The organism is Gramella jeungdoensis (assembly GCF_023805255.1).
In the GTDB taxonomy this organism is placed as follows: domain Bacteria; phylum Bacteroidota; class Bacteroidia; order Flavobacteriales; family Flavobacteriaceae; genus Christiangramia; species Christiangramia jeungdoensis.
The window spans coordinates 872423-892503 of the sequence record NZ_JAMSCK010000001.1; the positions used below are offsets into that span (position 1 = coordinate 872423).

A 20081-nucleotide genomic window follows, 5' to 3' on the forward strand; every position below is an offset into this window, starting at 1 on the left:
TGAATTTTATTGATTATATGAGAAAAAGACTATTCATAGTATTTTTTATTTCAGTTCTGGTTTCTTCTTGTAAAACAGGGGAAGGTCAAAGGGCTGCCACAAATGGTGAAAATCAGCAGGAAACAGCTGATGTTCCAAGGCAGCTTATTGCATTAAACGAAGATTGGAAAACCATCAGGGAAGATTCCGATTTACTTACCGATACGACCAATATCGAAAATTCAAATTTTGATGATACCTCCTGGGAAACGGTAGAAGTACCACATAACTGGGATCAGTATTATGGTTATCGGAGAATGAAACATGGTAATCTTCACGGAACTGCCTGGTACAGAAAAGAACTTGAATTAGATTCAAATAACAAGGGAAAGAGACATTTTCTATTCTTTGAGGGAGTTGGTTCTTATGCAACAGTTTGGGTAAATGGTAAAAAAGTTGGCGGTCATAAAGGAGGAAGAACCAGTTTTACCCTGGATATTACGGAAGCGGTTGATTTTGAAGGTCAAAATACAATCATTGTGAAGGCAGCTCATCCGCCGTTTATTGCAGATCTTCCGTGGGTATGCGGAGGCTGTTCGGGGGAATGGGGTTTTTCTGAAGGTTCACAGCCTATGGGGATTTTCAGACCGGTATCTCTAATTCTTACCAATAATATCAAAATTGAGCCTTTTGGGGTGCATATCTGGAATGACCAGGATATTTCCGCAGAAAGAGCTCAGCTCTATGTGGAAACAGAAATAAAAAATTACGGAAATTCTGCAGAGGAAATTGAAGTTGTCAATCAGCTTTATGATAAAAACGGAATTTCGGTGGCAGAAACATTAAATAGCCTTAATCTTCAAAAGGGAAATCCGGAAGTTTTAAAACAGGAATTGCCCTTGATAGAGAATCCGAATCTATGGTCACCTGAAGATCCTTACCTGTATAATCTCGTCACTATCATTAAGAAAGATGAGAAGATAATAGACAAGATTGAAACTCCCTATGGAATCCGGTGGATCAGCTATCCGCATAACCGTCAGGATGGGGATCAGCGGTTTTTTCTAAACGGGAAGCCATACTTTATCAATGGGACCTGTGAATATGAACATATGATGGGAAAAAGCCATTCGTTCACAGAAGAGATGGTTGGTGCAAGGGTGGAGCAAATGCTCGCCGGAGGTTTTAATGCTTTTCGCGAATCTCACCAGCCCCATAATTTGCGATATCAGCATCATTGGGATGAAAAGGGAATAATGTTCTGGAGCCAGTTTTCGGCACATATCTGGTATGACACGCCAGAGTTCAAAGAGAATTTTAAAAAATTACTACGAGACTGGATCAAGGAAAGGAGGAACAGTCCTTCCATTATCATGTGGGGACTTCAGAATGAAAGCACAATTCCCAAAGCTTTTGCAAGGGAATGCACCGAAATAATCCGCGAAATGGATCCCACTTCTTCAGGACAGCGACTGGTCACTACTTGTAATGGTGGCGAAGGAACCGATTGGAATGTGATCCAGAACTGGTCAGGAACCTATGGGGGCGATCCTTATAATTACGGGAATGAGTTAAAACAAGATCTGTTGAATGGGGAATATGGAGCATGGAGAACTACAGATATGCATACCGAAGGGCCTTTTGATCAGGATGGAAAATATAGTGAGAACCGGTTTTCTCAATTGATGGAGATCAAAGTACGTGAGGCTGAAAAGGTGAAGGATAGTGTGGTTGGTCAGTACCACTGGCTGTTCAGTTCGCATGAGAATCCCGGGCGTATTCAGAATGGTGAAGCATACAGGGATATTGACAGGATAGGACCAGTTAATTATAAGGGACTCTTTACTGCATGGGGTGAGCCTTTGGATGCCTATTATATGTATCGCGGCAATTATGCTTCCAAAAAGACAGATCCCATGGTTTACATAGTTTCTCATTCCTGGCCTAACCGTTGGATGGACCCGGGAGTAAAAGACAGCATCGTGGTATATTCAAATTGTGATGAGGTGGAACTTTTCAATGATCTTGATGGATCCAGTCTCGGAAGAAAGAACAATCCGGGTATTGGCAACCACTTTCAATGGAAGGATGTAAAGATCGGTTATAATGTATTGAAGGCAAAAGGCTTCGTTGATGGTAAAGAAGTAGCGACCGATGTAGTGCTTTTAAATAACCTGCCGGAATCTCCTGGTTTTCAGGAATTAAAATCTTCAGAAAAAGAAGTGCTGAGACCTGAACCAAATGAGAATTATATATACAGGGTCAATGCCGGAGGTCCGCAATACATCGATAGCTTCGGAAATGTATGGCTGGCCGATGTGCAGAAAACTTCTGAAGATACCTGGGGTTCACTTTCCTGGACAGATGAATTCGAGAACCTGCCCGCATTTTATGCAAGCCAGCGAAGGACCTGGGACCCAATTCAGAATACCGAAAACTGGGATCTGTTCCAGACATTCCGGTTTGGTATGGATAAACTTAAATACGAGTTCCCTGTAAAAGATGGAGAGTATGAAGTAGAACTTTATTTTATAGAGCCCTGGTATGGTACCGGCGGTGGTCTTGATTGCATCAACTGGAGGAATTTTGATATCGCCATTAATGAAAAGACTGTACTCAGGGATTTCGATATATGGAAAGAAGCCGGTCATGATACCGCTATTAAAAAGACTTTTAAGGTACAGGCAAAGGATGGGATGATCAAGATTTTCTTTCCGAAGATCACTTCAGGCCAAGGTGTGATCTCGGCAATTGCAATAAAAGGAAAGCAGCAAACTGCGGCAAGGCCGTCCCCGGGAAATATACAGGATCTTTTGTCTGCAGGGGATGTTCAGAAGAGATCCTGGCTTGATCTGGGACAGAAACAATATCTGAATTCCAAAGAAGAATGGACAGAGTTGCCTTACCAGGTTTTCGGAGCAGAATGGCTTAGCTTTTCTAAAGATCACAAGACTTCAGGTTCTTTTAGTTTAAGGGAAAATTCCTCGGTGTATGTTCTTACCGGTACAGATTCCCTGAACAAACCGGAATGGATGCAAGATTTCAAAAAGGTAGCTGGCAAGGCAATGAACTCTGAAAATCAAGAATATTATGTATATCTGGATACCATTCAGAAGAATAAAACTTTCAGATTTGGAAATAGCAATGCGAAACAGGACTTCTCCATAGCAGTGGTGCCGATTTATCAGATGGGAGAAGGTGAAGAATCCCGTCCGAGCATCAAATTTGAAGCGGAAGAGGCCCTTTATACAGCTGAGAAAACAGGGAACTTTAAGGATGATGGTTATGTGGATTTTGGGAGTAAAAGCCCGGCCAGTATCGAATGGGAGGTAAATCCCGGTCTGGCTGGTATTCATCTTTTAAGATTCAGGTACATGAATATGAATGATGAACCCCTCGATGTCAAGCTTGAAATAATAGCAGTGAATGGGACAGTGGTAAGAAATGATATTATAACCTTTCCCGTTCGTAATGAAAAATGGAAAATACTGAATACCACCACCGGAGGTTATATCAATGCCGGGAAGTACAAGATCAGGATCTCAGGCGAAGATCTGAAAGGTTTAAGGTTAGAATCCTTTGAATTTCAATAAACATGAAGATATATCAACAAAACAGCATTAGGTTATTTCTTATCTGCATTTTTATTTCAGGTATAATTTCCTGCGAAGAGGAAAAGGAACAATTGGGGCAGGGTAGAATTGTCCGAAACTTTAATAATGACTGGAATTTTAAGTTGGGACAACATCCAGAAGCCAAAAGTGATTCATTTGATATTTCTGATTGGAGAGTTTTGAATGTGCCGCATGACTGGAGTATTGAAGGTGAATTCAGTGAAAAACATGCAACAGAACCCGAAGGTGGTGCTTTGCCGGCGGGAATTGGGTGGTACCGTAAATCGTTTGAGATCCCTGAAGATTGGAAGGACCGGAAAGTCTTTATTTCCTTTGATGGTGTTTATCGCAATAGTGAGGTTTGGATAAACGGAGAATATCTGGGAAAACGGCCTTTCGGATATATTTCTTTTCAGTATGATCTTACACCACATCTTAAATTCGGAGAATCCAATATTATTGCAGTAAAAGTTGATAACTCTGCTCAGCCCAATTCGCGATGGTATACAGGCTCGGGTATCTACCGGAATGTATATCTCATCGCAAAAGAGAAAATTTATATAGATCATTGGGGAAGTTTTGTTACAACTCCCTTTGTAAGTAAGGATAGTGCAAAGGTGGATCTAAAAGTCAGAATCAAGAACAGTGTAGATGATGTAAAAAATATACGAACAGAAAGCAGGATTTTCGATAAAAACAATAATCAGGTTGCTTTTCAGGAAGAGGAAATCCAGGTTTCAGCCGGTGATTCTGTAGTAGTCAATCAGAATTTCACAATATCGAATCCAAATCTGTGGGATACTGAAAATCCTTATTTGTATAAGGTGAGAACTTCGGTGTTTAACGGAGATACTTTAATGGATAATTCTGAAATCCCGCTTGGAATAAGAGAATTCCATTTTGATGCTGAAAAAGGATTTTTTCTTAATGGAGAACATACAAAGATTCATGGAGTTTGTTTGCATCATGATAATGGAGCACTTGGAGCTGCAATAAATATTCATGCTCTGGCAAGAAAACTGAAGCTCCTGAAGGAAATGGGCACGAATGCCATTCGAATGGCGCATAATCCTCCATCTCCTGAAATGCTGGAGTTAACAGATAGGATGGGTTTTATAGTTCAGGATGAAGCCTTTGATGTCTGGAAAAAGGGAAAGGTAGATGAAGACTATCAAACCAGCTGGGACGATTGGCATGAAAAGGATTTAAAAGCAATGTTATATCGTGACCGGAATCATCCTTCCATAATGATGTGGAGTATTGGGAATGAAATCCGGGAACAATTTGATAGTACAGGGGTGGAATTGACCAGAGAACTGGTTGATATTGTGAAATCTATTGATACCACTCGCCCGGTAACAATCGCACTTACGGAAAATATCCCGGAGAAAAATTACATCTGGCAGTCGGGTGCACTAGACCTTCTTGGCTTTAATTATAAGCACGAAGCCTATGAAGATCTACCTAATCGCTTTCCAGATCAAAAATTCCTTTCTTCAGAAAGTGTATCGGGTTTGATGACGCGGGGACATTATGATATGCCTTCAGATGAGCGCAGAAACTGGCCACCGGCACATAATGCGGAATTTGACGGGAATGACGATTATACCGTTTCAGCTTACGACCAGGTTTCGGCTTATTGGGGTTCCACTCATGAGGCAACCTGGAAGACGGTGAAGAAACTTGACTTTATGGCGGGGATGTTCGTTTGGACAGGTTTTGATTACCTGGGTGAACCAATTCCATATCCATATCCCGCAAGGAGTTCATATTTTGGAATCATAGATCTGGCCGGATTTCCAAAGGATGTTTATTACATGTACCAGAGCGAGTGGACAGATAAGGATGTGCTACATGTTTTTCCCCATTGGAACTGGGAGGAAGGTAAGACTGTTGATGTATGGGCCTACTATAATAATGCCGATGAAGTGGAACTTTTCCTTAATGGAGAATCTCTGGGAACCAGGTCCAAGGAAGGAGACGATCTGCACGTATTATGGAGGGTGGAATATGAGCCCGGAACTTTGCGGGCAGTTTCAAGAAAGGATGGGAAAAAGGTTCTGGAAAGAACAATTAAAACTGCCGGAGAGCCCGCCAAATTAGAATTAGAACCGAATAAAACAGAGCTTAAAGCAGATGGGAATGATATGATCTTCGTTACGGTGAATATTCTTGATGAAGAGGGCATCCTTGCACCACGGGCAGATAACCTGGTGAAATTTCAGGTTTCAGGAGGAGGAAAGATTGTAGGAGTGGATAACGGCTACCAGGCTAGCCTTGAGTCATTTAAAGCAGAACAGCGAAAGGCATTCAATGGTAAATGCCTGGTGATTATTCAATCCAATTCTAAAAATGAGGTAGTAGAACTTACTGCTACTTCAGAAGGACTGCAATCTGAAAGTATTAGCATTCCAATTAATAAATAAAAGCAAGATGATGAAATATATAGTATGTGAAGAGCCAAATAATTTCAAATTACAGGAAAAGGAAGCTCCAGTGGCTAAAGAAGGTGAAGCTTTGCTTAAAGTACACAGGGTAGGAATCTGTGGAACCGATTTGCATGCCTATGCGGGAAATCAGGCATTTTTCCAGTATCCCAGGATCCTTGGACATGAACTGGCCGCCGAAATTCTTGAAATTGGAGAAAATGAACAGGGTTTAAAGAAGGGTGATAATATAATTATCATGCCTTATGTGAGCTGCGGAAAATGTGTTGCCTGCAGAAATGGAAAAACCAATTGTTGTGCTAATATCCAGGTCTTGGGAGTACATGCTGATGGTGGAATGCAGGAAGTGATAAGCGTGCGCAACGATTTATTGATTCCGGCAAATGATCTCACTTTTAATGAAATGGCCATAGTAGAACCTCTTGCGATTGGCGCACATGCGATTAGACGTGCTCAGCTTCAGAAAGGAGAGACCGTCGTGGTGATAGGCTGCGGACCTATAGGCATTGGTTTAATGAAGCTTGCCCAGATAGCAGGAGCAGAAGTCATTGCGCTGGATATGAATAATGACAGGCTTGAATATGCTGTAAATGAAATTGGGGTGGAGCATGCTTTTAATGTATTGCAGGACCCTGTTGAAAGGATAGCTGAAGTAACCCGGGGTGATATGGCGACCGCTGTTTTTGATGCCACTGGGAATAAAAAGGCTCTTGAAAACGGTGTGGAGTATATGTCACATGGAGGAAGATTTGTTCTTGTGGGACTTTCAAATGGGGAGCTAACTTACCTTCATCCAAAGATCCATGCAAAAGAGACCAGTCTTATGTGTAGCCGCAATGCTACCATGGAAGATTTTCAGTTCGTGATAGATCATTTAAAATATTTTCCAACTGACTCTTTTATAACCCATGAAGTTCATTTCTCTGAAATGATCAGCAATTTCGATTCGTGGCTGAATCCGCAAACCGGAGTGATCAAGGCCATGGTAAATTTTGACTAAGGGATTAGAAGTATGGTAATAGATACGCATCAGCATTTCTGGATCTATGATCAAAATCGTCACGCCTGGATTGATGACGATATGAAAAGAATTCGAAAAGACTTCCTTCCTGAAGATCTAAAGCCGGTCCTGGATAAGAATGAGGTCGATGCCTGTATTGCGGTTCAGGCCGATCAAACAGAAGCCGAAAATGAATTTCTTCTCGGTCTCGCTGGAAAGAACGAATTCATAAAGGGAATAATCGGCTGGGTGGATTTCAGATCTCAAGAAATTAATCAAAAGCTCGGTTATTATTCAGAAATTGAGAAAATAAAAGGCTTTCGCCATATAGTTCAGGGAGAACCGGATCATAATTTTTTGCTGCGACCTGATTTTCTAAATGGGATATCCAGACTTGAAAAGTATGGTTTTGTTTATGAAATTCTGGTATTTCCACATCAGTTAGGCGCGGTGCTGGAGTTCGTGAAGAGATTTCCCAATCAGAAATTTGTAATAGATCATATTGCAAAGCCTTATATAAAAGATGGTTTTAGTGAAGGCTGGAAAGTGATGATGAAAGAAATAGCTAAGTATGAGAATGTCTATTGCAAACTTTCAGGGATGATCACAGAAGCCGATTATAGAACCTGGACCTATGAACTGCTAAAACCCCATATTGAAGCGGTGATAGAATATTTTGGTCCAAAAAAACTGATGTTTGGATCAGACTGGCCGGTATGCCTGGTTGCTGGAGAATACTACCAGGTCAAAGAAATTGCTGAAAAAGCAGTTTCGGGTTTCAGCCCATCAGAACAAAAGGCGTTCTGGGGGCAGAATGCAATGGAATTTTATAATCTCTAATTATGGATTTAAAACTGAAAGACAAGGTGATTCTCATCACCGGAGGAGCGGGAATTGAAGGCAGTATTGGTCAAACCATGGTCTTCGCACTGGCAGCAGAAGGAGCCATTCCACTGATTATGGACCGTAATCCCAGAGGCTTCGATTATGAAAAACGACTTCAGGAGAAAACGCCAAAAGCTAGATTCTTTCAAACCGATCTTTCAAAACCTGAAGAAATAAAAAAATCGATAGGTAAGATCTCAGAAGAATTTTCTTCAATAGATGTTATCATTAATAATGTAGGGGTGAACGATGGGGCTGGCCTGGGTTCTTCAATGGATGACTTTTTATATTCCCTGCATTTAAACCTTATCAGTTATTTTGCAACTGTAAAATATGCTTTACCCCTCTTGAAAAATCCGGGAGCTAATATTCTGAATATAGGATCCAAGGTGGCGCTCACAGGTCAGGGTGGAACTTCAGGTTATGCGGCTTCAAAAGGAGGGGTACTGGGATTGACCCGGGAATGGGCAGTAGATCTTATAAAAGATAAGATAAGGTGTAATGCCCTTATAATTGCTGAAAGTATGACACCAGCTTATCAGAACTGGCTGGATACCCTTGAGGATGGTGCTGAAAAGAAAAAAACGATAGAGGATAAGATTCCGTTAGAAAACAGAATGACCACCCCAAAAGAAATTGCTGACATGGCTTTGTTTTTAATATCTGAAAGATCAAGTCACACCACCGGTCAGTATATATTTGTGGATGGAGGTTATGTACATCTAGACCGTGCATTATTAAATAATTAATCAAGAGAATGGATAAGAAAGCTCCGGTAGTTTCAAAAAAAGTATTACTTCCTTTTATTCTGGTTACATCATTATTTGCGTTATGGGGTTTCGCGAACGATATAACCAATCCAATGGTTTCAGCATTTAAAAAGGTACTGGAACTTGATAATTTTAAGGCTTCACTGGTCCAGTTGGCCTTTTACGGAGGTTACTTTACAATGGCATTACCTGCTGCGATATTTGTCAACAAATATTCCTATAAAAAAGGAGTCTTATTAGGTTTGGCTTTATATGCTGTTGGGGCTTTGTTATTCTATCCTGCTGCAGCCTATGAAGAATTTTATTTTTTCCTGACGGCATTATATATTTTAACCTTTGGTCTTGCCTTTCTGGAGACAACAGCCAATCCTTACATATTGGCGATGGGTGATCCCAGAACCGCCACACGGCGATTGAATCTTGCGCAGGCATTCAATCCAATGGGAGCCCTTGCAGGACTTATAGTCGCTCAGAATTATATTTTAAGTGCATTGCAGTCAGATGATCTTACTCCCTCAGGACAACTGTTATATGAAACCCTTGATGAAAGTCAGAGAAGTACTATAAGAACTTCCGATCTTTCTGTAATACGAGATCCTTACGTGATACTTGGTTTGGTAGTGATAGCTTTTTTTATGATTATACTTTTTACCAATATGCCTCAAAATAAAGATCAGGAGGCCAAAGCCAATATCAGGAATTCTATTTCAAGATTATTTAAAAACGGAAAATTTGCCTGGGGAGTGGTCGCACAGATGTTCTATGTTGGAGCCCAGATAATGGTATGGACCTATCTCTATCAGTACGCCGAATCTATTGGAATTGATAATGCAACAGCCGTGAATTATGGAATTGCAGCTTTGGTAGTTTTTCTTACTGGAAGATGGATTGGAACAGCCTTATTAAAGTATCTCAACTCTGGAGATTTGTTATTCTATTTTGGTGTAGGGGCTTCAGTTTGCACATTGGTAACGATTTTCGTACCTGGTATGATAGGGCTTTATGCTCTTGTCACTATCTCCTTTTTTATGTCGATCATGTTCCCCACAATCTACGGTGTTGCACTGGAAGGCCTGGACCGGGACGCCAAGTTTGGAGCAGCCTTTCTTGTTATGGCTATTGTAGGTGGAGCGCTAATGCCTCCACTACAGGGAATTATTTTAGACTGGGGAGGAACAGGTTATACTGATACCCTGATATTAGGAGTACCAGAAGTGAACTTCTCTTTTGTGTTGCCGCTTTTATGTTTTTTTGTAGTATTTATTTATGGTAAAAGTATAAGCCGACGGTTAGACTGAATTTCTTTCAATATACTTAAAAACATTTTTAACCTTTTCCTTTTTATTCTTAAGCACCATATAGGCGGCAGTTTCACCCATAGCTTTAAAGTCGGTGGTTATTACTGTTATTCCCAGAAGCTCTTTTAAAGGGGTTTCATTATATGAGATGACACCTATATCTTCACCAGGTTTCATATTTCTCTCTCGCATTTGTTTTACAAGGTTTACCAGATCCATTTCTTCAATGGTGATATAAACATCGCGTTTCTGCAGTTCCATATCTTCATATATTTCATCGAGAATCTCAAAATCAAAATTATGCTCAATACAAAATTGTCTGAATCCATGTAAAATTCTTTTTGGATATGGAAATACAGATTTACTTGGATAAACTAGGATTATCTTATCATATTTTTTTAGTTTTTGAAGTCCCTCATTCAAGGCGTTATAGATGTCTTCCCTAAAGTCCTGGTAAATACTTCCATAATCTCCTTCAATATTAGGTTTGGCGTTATCTATTAGCACAAGACGATCTTTTGGTATGGATTCCAATGCTTTCAATACCTCAGGAGTATAACTGGCGTGGTTAAGGTTTTCATCCTTAAAATGTGGCATTATCACATAATAATCAAAAGCACCTAGGTTCTTTTCAATGGCTCTTACAAAAAGAGATTCATCACAATGATAAATATAAAGGTTCACATGCCCGTTCACTCCAAGAGTATTTACAAAGGAATGATATATACGCATCTTATAGGAACTGGGTTTATTTATAAGGAAAAATACATTTACCTTTGAGATCAGGTCGTTTTTGGCAATATAATAGCCTTTTCCTTTAACCGAAAGAATAACCTTCTGCTCCTTTAGCTGTTTATAGGCCTTTTCAACGGTATCCCGTGAAAGGTAGAGCTCTTCACTTAATTCATTGATGGATGGAACTTTTTGACCTATTTTAAGCTTTCCTCTGGCAATCTCATTTATAAAAGAATCTACAATTTGTTTGTATTTAGGAATACGCGATGAATCATTAACCTGAATATCGAAACCTTTTTCCATTAAAAGTAATGTTTGGACAATGGTGTTAAAATTAAACAAATAATACAATTAAAAAGAAAATACTGCACATCTATTATTTATTGCAGTACACTACAGGATGGAACCAAGTTATGATAAAATTATTTTTGAAATGAGCGTAATACATAAAAGAAATTAAAAATAAGATGGAAAAAGCTTTTCAGTATGTTGATTATCTATGGGATGAAAAGAAGGCAAAATCTCTTGGAGATGATCAGGTAGCACTATTTCTCTACCGATCTAATATTTTAGGACAGGATTTAAGAATTACTAATTATGGTGGCGGAAATACGAGCTGTAAAACAATAGAAAAGGATCCTCTAACCAATGAAGAGGTTGAAGTGATGTGGGTTAAGGGTTCAGGTGGAGATATAGGCACCTTAACGCGATCTGGGATAGCCGGATTATATACTGAAAGACTTCGTAATTTAAAGAAAGTATATCAGGGAATTGAAGATGAAGACCGCATGGTAGGTCTTTTCAATCATTGTATTTACGATCTTGACAGTAAAGCACCTTCCATAGATACTCCGTTACATGGTCTATTGCCATTTAAACATATAGATCATTTACATCCCGATGCACTTATAGCTGTGGCTGCTGCAAAAGACAGTGAAGCCGTTACAAAGGAAATTTGGGGAGATAGTATGGGCTGGGTGCCTTGGCAACGTCCGGGATTTGATCTTGGGCTTCAACTCGAAAAATGTCTTGAAGAAAACCCCGATATAAGAGGGATTGTTCTTGGGAGTCATGGGTTATTCACTTGGGGTGATACCTCTTATGAATGCTATATGAACAGCCTGGAAGTGATAGAACGGGCTTCTGAATATATAGCTAAAAAAGTAACGGAAAATGGAGAGGTTTTTGGCGGTCAGAAAGTAGAAAGTCTTCCCGCAGAAGAGCGTAAAAAGAAAGCTGCACAATTAATGCCTCTGTTAAGAGGCATGGCATCTTCAGAAAATCAGATGATAGGTCACTTTACCGATAGTGATACAGTTCTTGAATATATTAACAGTACTGACCTTGAAAGACTGGCACCTATGGGGACTTCCTGTCCTGATCATTTTCTAAGAACGAAGATCCAGCCATTGATTCTTACTTTAGATTCTAATGAAGATCTGTCAAATACTGAGGAGATCAAGGGGAAACTGGAGCCTTTATTCGGAAAATACAGGGAAGAATATAAAGAATATTACGAAAAGCATAAGCACGACAATAGTCCCGCTATGCGTGACCCTAATCCGGTGATCATTATTTATCCGGGAGTCGGAATGTTTAGTTTTGCAAAAAATAAACAAACAGCACGTGTAGCCAGCGAGTTCTATGTAAATGCTATCAATGTAATGCGAGGTGCCGAGTCTATTTCGGCATATACATCATTGCCAAGACAGGAAGCTTTTGATATTGAGTACTGGTTACTGGAAGAAGCAAAACTCCAGAGAATGCCTAAAGAAAAACCTCTTTCAAGAAGAGTTGCTATTGTAACCGGCGGTGCAGGAGGAATTGGAAAAGCAATTGCAGATAAGCTGGTAGCCGAAGGAGCCAATGTGGTTTTAACCGATATAAGTAAGGATAATCTTAAGGAAGCACTTGAAACCTATAATAGAGATGAAGTGGCAACTGCCATTTGTGATGTGACTAAAGCCGATTCAATACAGAAAGCCTATGAGGAGGCAGTTCTGGCCTTTGGAGGAGTGGATATGGTAATACACTCAGCAGGTCTGGCAATTTCTAAATCGTTGGAAGATACCGAGCTGTCTGACTGGGAGCTACTTCAGGATGTGCTTGTGAAAGGTCAGTTCCTCATGGCTAAAAAAGGTGTTGAAATAATGAAAAAGCAAGGGCTTGGTGGTGATATTGTAAATATTGCCAGTAAAAATGGACTGGTTTCGGGTCCTAACAATGTAGGTTACGGAACGGCTAAAGCTGCCCAGCAACATATGACAAGGTTGCTTGCTGCAGAGCTCGGCGAAGATCATATAAGGGTTAACACGGTGAATCCGGATGGAGTGATCGTAGGGAGCCGCATCTGGGAAGGAGAATGGGCTGAAGGTCGTGCAAAAGCTTATGGAATTGATGTGAAAGATCTACCAGCACATTATGCCAAGCGTAACCTTCTAAAGGAGATCATTCTTCCTGAAGATATTGCCAACGGAGTTTTTGCCTGTGTTGGGATCCTTGAAAAAAGTACAGGAAACATAATAAATGTTGATGGAGGAATGGCAAATGCATTCCCACGATAGAGAGCAGAGAGAATGTTCTTAATTATGAACTTTCTCCCCTTTATATTTCCTTTTACAATAAAAAATACCCGAGATTCTCCTAATTTAGTTAAAAGGAACTAATTATTTATTCAAATTTTAAGCATGAAATTAACTACCAATCAGATATTCGATTTTAATAAACACGAGGATGATTCGTATGAATCGGAAATTGACTATTTGAATAATAAATTTTCAAAAAAAGGCATTTCGGTAGATGAAATAATTAAAAAGCTGGGTTCCTTTAATGTGGCTATTCCAAGTTGGGCACTGGGAGCTGGAGGTACCAGGTTTGGCAGGTTCTCCTATGGAGGAGAGCCAAGTTCCCTGGAACAGAAACTGGATGATATTGGTATTTTGAATAGCCTTACCAAGACGGCAGGAGCTGTATCGCTCCATATTCCGTGGGATATTCCTTCTGATGTCAATGCTATTAAAGAAAAGGCTGAGAGTCACAGAATACTTTTCGATGCCATGAATTCCAATACTTTTCAGGATCAGCCTCATTTAGAACATACTTATAAATTTGGTTCTTTAAACAGCGTACACAAAAATGCAAGAGAACAGGCTGTTGAGCATAACAAGGAGGTGATTAGAATCGGAAAAGAGTTGGGTTCTAAATCTCTTACGGTTTGGTTGGCCGACGGGGCCAATTTTCCAGGCCAGTTGAATTTTCAGACCGCTCTTCAAAATACAGAGGATAGCTTGAAGAAAATATACAGCGATCTTCCCGAAGATTGGAGAATGTTTATAGAATATAAACCATATGAACCAAACTTTTACAGTACGACCATCCAGGACTGGGGGACCTCTTTTATGCTGGCAAATGCCTGTGGTGAAAAAGCAATGACCCTGGTAGACCTTGGGCATCATTTACCCAATACTAATATTGAACAGATTGTAGCTACTTTAATGCTAAAGGGAAAACTGGGAGGTTTCCATTTTAATGATAGTAAATATGGGGATGATGATCTTACGGTAGGATCGATAAAGCCTTATTCTCTATTTCTAATCTTTAATGAATTGGTCTATGGAATGGAGAATAATTCTCAAAATCCGGATCTTGCCTGGATGATCGATGCAAGCCATAATACAAAAGATCCTTTGGAAGACCTGATCCAATCTCTGGAAGCCATTCTCATAGCCTATGCTCAGGCACTTTTAGTAGACCGCAAAGCTTTATATGAGGCCCAACAGGAGAGTGATGTGGTAAAATGCCAGGAATTACTGCAAGATGCTTATAGAACGGATGTTAGATCTCTTTTAAAAGCTGCTAGAAAGGAGACGAATGCAGCGATAAATCCTCTAGAGGCATACCGTAGTTTTAAGGTGCGAAAACAACTTATAGAAGAAAGAGGAACCTCTTCCAGAGCTTCCGGCCTTTAGAAAAATTATTAAGATGAGTGAGAAAGTTACAGCTGTTTTTGATATAGGAAAGACTAATAAGAAATTTTTTCTTTTTGATGATGATTTTCAGGAGATATACCGGGATTACACAAAGATTCCTGAGATAAGGGACGAAGACGGCTATCCTACTGAAGACCTGGAAGCTTTGAAATCATGGTTAAAGGACGTGTTTAATAACATTCTGAAATCGGAAAAGTATAACGTAAAGGCAATCAATTTTTCAACGTATGGTGCCAGCCTGGTACATCTGGATGAAAATGGTAATCCTCTTACCTATCTATATAATTATACCAAGGAGATTGATGAGTCTGTAATTGAGGACTTTTATAAGAAGTATGGACCTCAGGAAGATTTTTCGAAAAAGACCGGCTCTCCCAGGGCCGGAATGCTAAACTCTGGCATGCAGTTGTATTGGATCAAAATGACAAAACCCGAGGTTTTTAAGAAGATAAGATACTCCCTTCACCTTCCGCAATATCTTAGTTATATTTTTACAGGTGTTCCGGTGACCGAATTTACCAGTATAGGTTGTCATACTTCTCTCTGGGATTATGAAAAAAGGGATTACCATGATTGGGTTTACCATGAAAAGATACACCTTATATTGCCTCCGATAGTTTCTACAGAAACCAGTTTCAATATGAACTATAATGGCTATCGTATAAAAATTGGTGTGGGTATTCATGATAGTTCATCAGCTCTGCTACCTTATGTGCGCAGTGTAAAGAAATCCTTTATCCTTGTATCTACAGGTACATGGAGTATTTCTTTCAATCCTTTTTCCGATTCAAAACTTACACCGGAAGAGGTTGAAAAAGGTTGCATAAATTACATGCGTATTAACGGAAAGGCCGTTAAAGCTTCCAGGATATTTCTTGGGAACGAATACAGGAAACAGGTTGAATTTCTGGCCGACTACTATAAGGCTCCAAAGGACTTTCATAAAAAGATTGATTTTAACTACGATGTATATTATGAGCTGATTAAGGATTTTGAGCCGCAATTCAAATGGTTCAATTTCCAAACAGAAAATATGCCAGCAAAGACTTCCTTAAATTTTGATAAAATAGAGCATGCATATCACCAGTTAATGGTTGAGCTGGTACTTATCCAGATTGATAGTATAAAAACAGTGGCCGGTGACAATAAGGTCTATAAACTTTTTGTAGACGGAGGTTTTACAGACAATAATGTCTATATACAATTACTGTCTCATTACCTTCGCAATATGACCCTTCGCACTACCAAGTCGTCGCTGGGCTCTGCCCTTGGTGCTGCCATAGCTATTTCAGATAAAAAACTGAATTCCAAATTCCTGAAAAAGAATTACTCACTTAAAAAGCATGTTCCTTTTATAATCAAATAATATGGCGGTTAATTCACAGTATCCATCGGTAGACGATCTAAGGGAAAAAGCGAAAAAGCGCTTACCTGCATTTGCGTTTGAATATCTGGACGGGGGATGCAATGATGATGTAAATATTTATCGGAATACGGCAGAAATCAGGGATGTCCAGCTCGAACCAAGATACCTGCAGAACTATGGAGAAAGTTCCACCAAAACAAAAGTTTTGGGGATGGAATTTGATGCTCCTTTTGGAATTGCACCTGTAGGTTTACAGGGGTTAATGTGGCCAAATTCTCCACAGATACTTGCTAAAGCAGCAAATGAGCACAACATTCCTTTTGTGTTAAGCACAGTGACTACTATGGATATAGAAGAGGCTAGTAGACTAACCGATGGCCGGGCCTGGTTCCAGCTATATAATCCAGTAGAAGATTCAGTTAGGAATGATATTCTGGATAGGGCTGCAGATGCAGGCTGCCCCGTCCTGGTATTGCTTTGCGATGTGCCAACGTTTGGATATCGTCCAAGAGATATTAGGAATGGACTGGCACTCCCGCCAAAGATGTCATTAAGGAATATACTTCAGATCCTGGGAAAACCCGCCTGGGCAATTAATACACTTAAATATGGGCAACCTACTTTTGAAAACCTTAAACCCTATACGCCTGAAGGTTTGAATTTGAAGCAACTGGGACAGTTTATGGACAGGACTTTTTCGGGCAGACTCAATGAAGAGCTTATCAAACCTATCCGCGATAAATGGAAGGGGAAACTTGTTTTAAAAGGAGTTGCTTCAGTGCAGGATACCGAAGATGCCATTAGAATGGGTTTTGACGGGATCATAATTTCTAACCACGGAGGAAGGCAATTAGATGCAGGAGAGTCTACCATCCACTCCCTTCAGCATATCACTGAAAAATATAGTGATCAAATAGAAATAATGATGGATAGTGGCTTGAGATCGGGACCAGATATTGCAAGAGCAATTGCTTCCGGAGCAAAATTTACATTTATGGGGAGGTCCTTTATGTATGGTGCTGCAGCTCTTGGAAACAAAGGGGGAGATCATACCATAAGTATTCTCAAAACTCAGTTTAAGCAGGTAATGGACCAGTTATGCTGCAATAGGATAGAAGACTTGCCCAAACACCTTGTCTCTCAATAAAGCCAATATAATATATGACGCTATATAGTACAGAAGAAGAAGTAATAGAGGAAACAGCCGGAGGGGAATTCGAACGCCAGCCGGTACCGCAATCCAAATTGAAAAGTTGGACAAGTTTTTTAGGAATGTATGCAGGTGAGCATGCCGCCGGAACTGAATTCGTGATTGGTCCTCTGTTTCTAACTACAGGAGTTAGTGCTTTTGATCTGATAGTTGGCTTACTGGTTGGGAATTTACTGGCTGTACTCTCATGGAGGTTTCTAACAGCTGAAATTGCGGTAAAATATCGACTTACACTTTATTATCATCTTGAAAGAATTTGTGGCAAGAAGCTGGTTACTTTTTATAATCTGGCCAATGGAGTGCTTTTCTGTTTTCTCGCAGGAGCCATGATAACTGTATCGGCTACGGCGGTGGGAATACCATTTGATATGCCAATGCCTAAACTCACCGATACACTTCCTAACAGTTCTGTGTGGGTCATCGTTGTATTGGTTATAGGAGCAATAATATCCCTCATCGCTGCAAAAGGTTATGAAACCGTATCAAAAGCAGCTAACTGGATGTCACCAATTATCGTTATAGCCTTTATTGCTTGTGGGATCGTTGCTTTAACCCAGCTGGATGTTTCCAGTTTTTCAGAATTCTGGGCCATTTGGGGAGAAGGATCTGAGCCTTTCCCGGGGCAAATAAAATATGGTTTCTGGCATGTGGTCATCTGGTCATGGTTTGCGAATGCGGCCATGCATGTAGGGATGTCAGATTTGTCAGTGTTTCGATTTGCGAAGAAAGCATCATCGGGATGGACCACCGCCGCAGGTATGTATGTAGGTCATTACATGGCATGGATCGCCGCCGCTCTTTTGTATGCTGTCTATTTGAAATCTCCAGAAGCCCAGACATTATTACAGGCCGGTACTGCACCTGATGTGGCTCCCGGACCCCTGGCATATAACGCCATTGGGGTATTTGGGATTGTTGCGGTAATTCTTGCAGGTTGGACAACTGCAAATCCAACCATATACAGGGCCGGTCTTGCTTTTCAGGCAATTATGCCCAAATTATCAACCTTTTGGGTCACAATTTTAGCGGGAACGGTAGCGACTATCGCAGGCCTATTTCCGGCATTCGCTATGAAGCTTTTAGGTTTTGTGGCTCTGTACGGATTTATTCTGGCACCTGTAGGAGCTATTATTGTTTTTGAATATTTCTTCGGAAAGAAATTCGGAATTCAGAAATTCTATGCTGAAAACTCTGGAAGTAATTTCAATAATGCCGTTTTTTGGGCATGGTTGTTAAGCTTTGGAGTATTTTATTTTATTTCAATTTACTTTAATGTATTCCTATCTTTTGTTATTTTACCTGCATGGATCACTTGTGGTATTTTGTTTTTGATTTTCAGTAAAAAAGAGGTCAGGGAGACTCAGGTCCACTAACACTTAAATATTATGGAAAGACCAATTACACTTGGAGAGTTTATAGTGGAAAATCAAAAGGATTTCCCTTATGCAAAAGGAGAATTAACAGCCTTGCTTAGTTCTATAAAGCTAGCAGGTAAAATGGTTAATCAAAAAATTAATAAAGCAGGCTTAGCCCAGATTTTGGGTAAAGTGGGTACTGAAAATATTCAGGGAGAGACTCAGGCGAAACTGGATATTCTAGCCAATGATATTTTTATAAGTACTCTGAAGAACAGGGGAGAAATTTGTGGTCTGGCTTCGGAAGAATTGGAGGACTATATTTCTTTTGAGGATGATATCAATAAAGAAGCTAAATATGTCGTGCTGATGGATCCTTTAGATGGCTCTTCTAATATAGATGTGGATATTACAGTGGGGACTATTTTTAGTATCTATCATCGAATCTCTCCGGAGGGTACAAAAGTTACCGAAGAAGATTTTTTACAGCCTGGTAAAAATCAGGTTGCTGCAGGTTATTTAATTTATGGCACTTCTACAATATTAGTTTATACCACAGGTAATGGAGTGAATGGTTTCACCTTTGACCCTGGCATCGGTTCTTTTTTTCTTTCGCATCCGGATATTAAATTTCCAAAAGAAGGATCTATCTACTCAGTTAATGAGGGAAATTATATTCATTTTCCGAAGGGCATTAAAAAGCTAATTAAATGGATGCAAGAGCTAGACAAGAAGGAAAGACGACCTTATACAGCAAGATATACCGGCTCTCTTGTAGCCGACTTTCATCGGAATATGTTAATGGGGGGTATATACCTTTATCCGCAAGGGAGTACCTCACCTAAAGGAAAATTAAGACTATTGTATGAATGCAATCCGATGGCTTTTTTAACCGAACAGGCCGGAGGAAAAGCCAGTGATGGAGAAAAAAGAATTCTGGATATCCAGCCTTCAGAACTTCATGAAAGAGCTCCCTTTATTTGTGGAAACTCAGAAATAGTTGAGATAGCCGAAAAATTTATCAGGGAAAATAAGGAGGATTGAATTTGAAACTGGACTATCTTTTAGATACTTAAATTATTACTTCTCTTTTCATTTCTACATGTAATGTTTTTGAGAAAATTGATTAGTTTTGGTAGGTGTTGAAATATTAAATTATATTAATACATTCTATTTATTTTTTGAATAAAACGTGAGTTCAAAAAATCAAGAATTACGTTAAGCCTAATAAATACTAGGGGTGAAAGAGATTCATTGGCGTCCAGTCATTATCAATCTAAAAACCTCTGGTTTGCCAGAGGTTTTTTCATTATTATTCGCCATCATAAGATTCAGGAATAAAAAAAGCTATCCTATTTCAATCTACTTTTTACTGATTTTCGTCATATTATAGGCCCGCCTCAAAACGTAGTTTTACACCTTAATTTTAAATT

The 20081-nt window shown here is 39.8% G+C and carries 13 protein-coding genes; 12 read left to right on the forward strand and 1 reads right to left on the reverse strand.

All coding sequences use genetic code 11. From position 1 onward, the window contains the following. Window positions 1–17 precede the first annotated feature (17 nt). Genes NE848_RS03870 through fucP form a run of 6 tightly spaced genes read left to right on the forward strand, consistent with a single transcriptional unit; the run spans window position 18 to window position 9993 of the window. Window positions 18–3572, forward strand: a complete 3555-nt coding sequence (locus tag NE848_RS03870) for a malectin domain-containing carbohydrate-binding protein (protein ID WP_252110895.1) — start codon at window positions 18–20, stop codon at window positions 3570–3572. Between the two features lie 2 nt (window positions 3573–3574). Next, window positions 3575–6019 carry a beta-galactosidase GalB gene (galB, locus tag NE848_RS03875; RefSeq protein ID WP_252110896.1) on the forward strand — a complete coding sequence of 815 codons (2445 nt, stop codon included), beginning with the start codon at window positions 3575–3577 and terminating at the stop codon, window positions 6017–6019. A 10-nt stretch (window positions 6020–6029) separates the two neighbouring features. Then, window positions 6030–7040, forward strand: a complete 1011-nt coding sequence (locus tag NE848_RS03880; protein WP_252110959.1) for a zinc-binding alcohol dehydrogenase family protein — start codon at window positions 6030–6032, stop codon at window positions 7038–7040. Between the two features lie 12 nt (window positions 7041–7052). Beyond that, window positions 7053–7880 (forward strand): amidohydrolase family protein, encoded by an 828-nt coding sequence (locus tag NE848_RS03885; RefSeq protein WP_252110897.1) that lies wholly within the window; start codon window positions 7053–7055, stop codon window positions 7878–7880. Window positions 7881–7882: 2 nt separating this feature from the next. Further along, window positions 7883–8674, forward strand: a complete 792-nt coding sequence (locus tag NE848_RS03890; protein ID WP_252110898.1) for an SDR family oxidoreductase — start codon at window positions 7883–7885, stop codon at window positions 8672–8674. An 8-nt stretch (window positions 8675–8682) separates the two neighbouring features. Next, on the forward strand, window positions 8683–9993 hold the full coding sequence (gene fucP, locus NE848_RS03895; RefSeq protein ID WP_252110899.1) for an L-fucose:H+ symporter permease: 1311 nt from the start codon (window positions 8683–8685) through the stop codon (window positions 9991–9993). On the opposite strand, the gene NE848_RS03900 is transcribed toward fucP, so the two are convergent. After that, a complete protein-coding gene (locus NE848_RS03900) occupies window positions 9985–11031 on the reverse strand; it encodes a GntR family transcriptional regulator (RefSeq protein ID WP_252110900.1) in 1047 nt (348 codons plus the stop codon). The two genes, fucP and NE848_RS03900, sit on opposite strands and share 9 nt — an antisense overlap. Window positions 11032–11195: 164 nt before the next feature. On the opposite strand from NE848_RS03900, the gene NE848_RS03905 reads away from it, so the two are divergent. The 6 genes from NE848_RS03905 to fbp all read left to right on the forward strand — a co-directional run bounded on the left by NE848_RS03905 (window position 11196) and on the right by fbp (window position 19692). Further along, window positions 11196–13292 carry a bifunctional aldolase/short-chain dehydrogenase gene (locus NE848_RS03905; protein WP_252110901.1) on the forward strand — a complete coding sequence of 699 codons (2097 nt, stop codon included), beginning with the start codon at window positions 11196–11198 and terminating at the stop codon, window positions 13290–13292. 123 nt (window positions 13293–13415) lie between these two features. After that, the gene (locus NE848_RS03910; RefSeq protein ID WP_252110902.1) at window positions 13416–14696 is read left to right on the forward strand and encodes a sugar isomerase; all 1281 of its coding nucleotides are present in this window, start codon (window positions 13416–13418) and stop codon (window positions 14694–14696) included. A 13-nt stretch (window positions 14697–14709) separates the two neighbouring features. Next, on the forward strand, window positions 14710–16083 hold the full coding sequence (locus NE848_RS03915; protein WP_252110903.1) for an FGGY-family carbohydrate kinase: 1374 nt from the start codon (window positions 14710–14712) through the stop codon (window positions 16081–16083). A 1-nt stretch (window position 16084) separates the two neighbouring features. Further along, window positions 16085–17230: an alpha-hydroxy acid oxidase gene (locus NE848_RS03920; RefSeq protein ID WP_252110904.1), complete on the forward strand. Its 1146-nt coding sequence runs from the start codon at window positions 16085–16087 to the stop codon at window positions 17228–17230. Window positions 17231–17244: 14 nt separating this feature from the next. After that, window positions 17245–18666: a purine-cytosine permease family protein gene (locus tag NE848_RS03925; RefSeq protein WP_252110905.1), complete on the forward strand. Its 1422-nt coding sequence runs from the start codon at window positions 17245–17247 to the stop codon at window positions 18664–18666. A 12-nt stretch (window positions 18667–18678) separates the two neighbouring features. After that, window positions 18679–19692: a class 1 fructose-bisphosphatase gene (gene fbp, locus NE848_RS03930; RefSeq protein ID WP_252110906.1), complete on the forward strand. Its 1014-nt coding sequence runs from the start codon at window positions 18679–18681 to the stop codon at window positions 19690–19692. Window positions 19693–20081: the final 389 nt, after the last annotated feature.

Excerpts from the sequence above, each read along its gene's own strand:
- NE848_RS03885 (WP_252110897.1), top strand. The coding sequence starts at position 7,053 with ATGGTAATAGATACGCATCAGCATTTCTGGATCTATGATCAAAATCGT.
- NE848_RS03880 (WP_252110959.1), top strand. The coding sequence starts at position 6,030 with ATGAAATATATAGTATGTGAAGAGCCAAATAATTTCAAATTACAGGAA.
- NE848_RS03900 (WP_252110900.1), bottom strand. The coding sequence starts at position 11,031 with ATGGAAAAAGGTTTCGATATTCAGGTTAATGATTCATCGCGTATTCCT.
- galB (WP_252110896.1), top strand. The coding sequence starts at position 3,575 with ATGAAGATATATCAACAAAACAGCATTAGGTTATTTCTTATCTGCATT.
- NE848_RS03870 (WP_252110895.1), top strand. The coding sequence starts at position 18 with ATGAGAAAAAGACTATTCATAGTATTTTTTATTTCAGTTCTGGTTTCT.
- NE848_RS03915 (WP_252110903.1), top strand. The coding sequence starts at position 14,710 with ATGAGTGAGAAAGTTACAGCTGTTTTTGATATAGGAAAGACTAATAAG.
- fucP (WP_252110899.1), top strand. The coding sequence starts at position 8,683 with ATGGATAAGAAAGCTCCGGTAGTTTCAAAAAAAGTATTACTTCCTTTT.
- NE848_RS03890 (WP_252110898.1), top strand. The coding sequence starts at position 7,883 with ATGGATTTAAAACTGAAAGACAAGGTGATTCTCATCACCGGAGGAGCG.
- NE848_RS03910 (WP_252110902.1), top strand. The coding sequence starts at position 13,416 with ATGAAATTAACTACCAATCAGATATTCGATTTTAATAAACACGAGGAT.
- fbp (WP_252110906.1), top strand. The coding sequence starts at position 18,679 with ATGGAAAGACCAATTACACTTGGAGAGTTTATAGTGGAAAATCAAAAG.
- NE848_RS03920 (WP_252110904.1), top strand. The coding sequence starts at position 16,085 with ATGGCGGTTAATTCACAGTATCCATCGGTAGACGATCTAAGGGAAAAA.
- NE848_RS03905 (WP_252110901.1), top strand. The coding sequence starts at position 11,196 with ATGGAAAAAGCTTTTCAGTATGTTGATTATCTATGGGATGAAAAGAAG.
- NE848_RS03925 (WP_252110905.1), top strand. The coding sequence starts at position 17,245 with ATGACGCTATATAGTACAGAAGAAGAAGTAATAGAGGAAACAGCCGGA.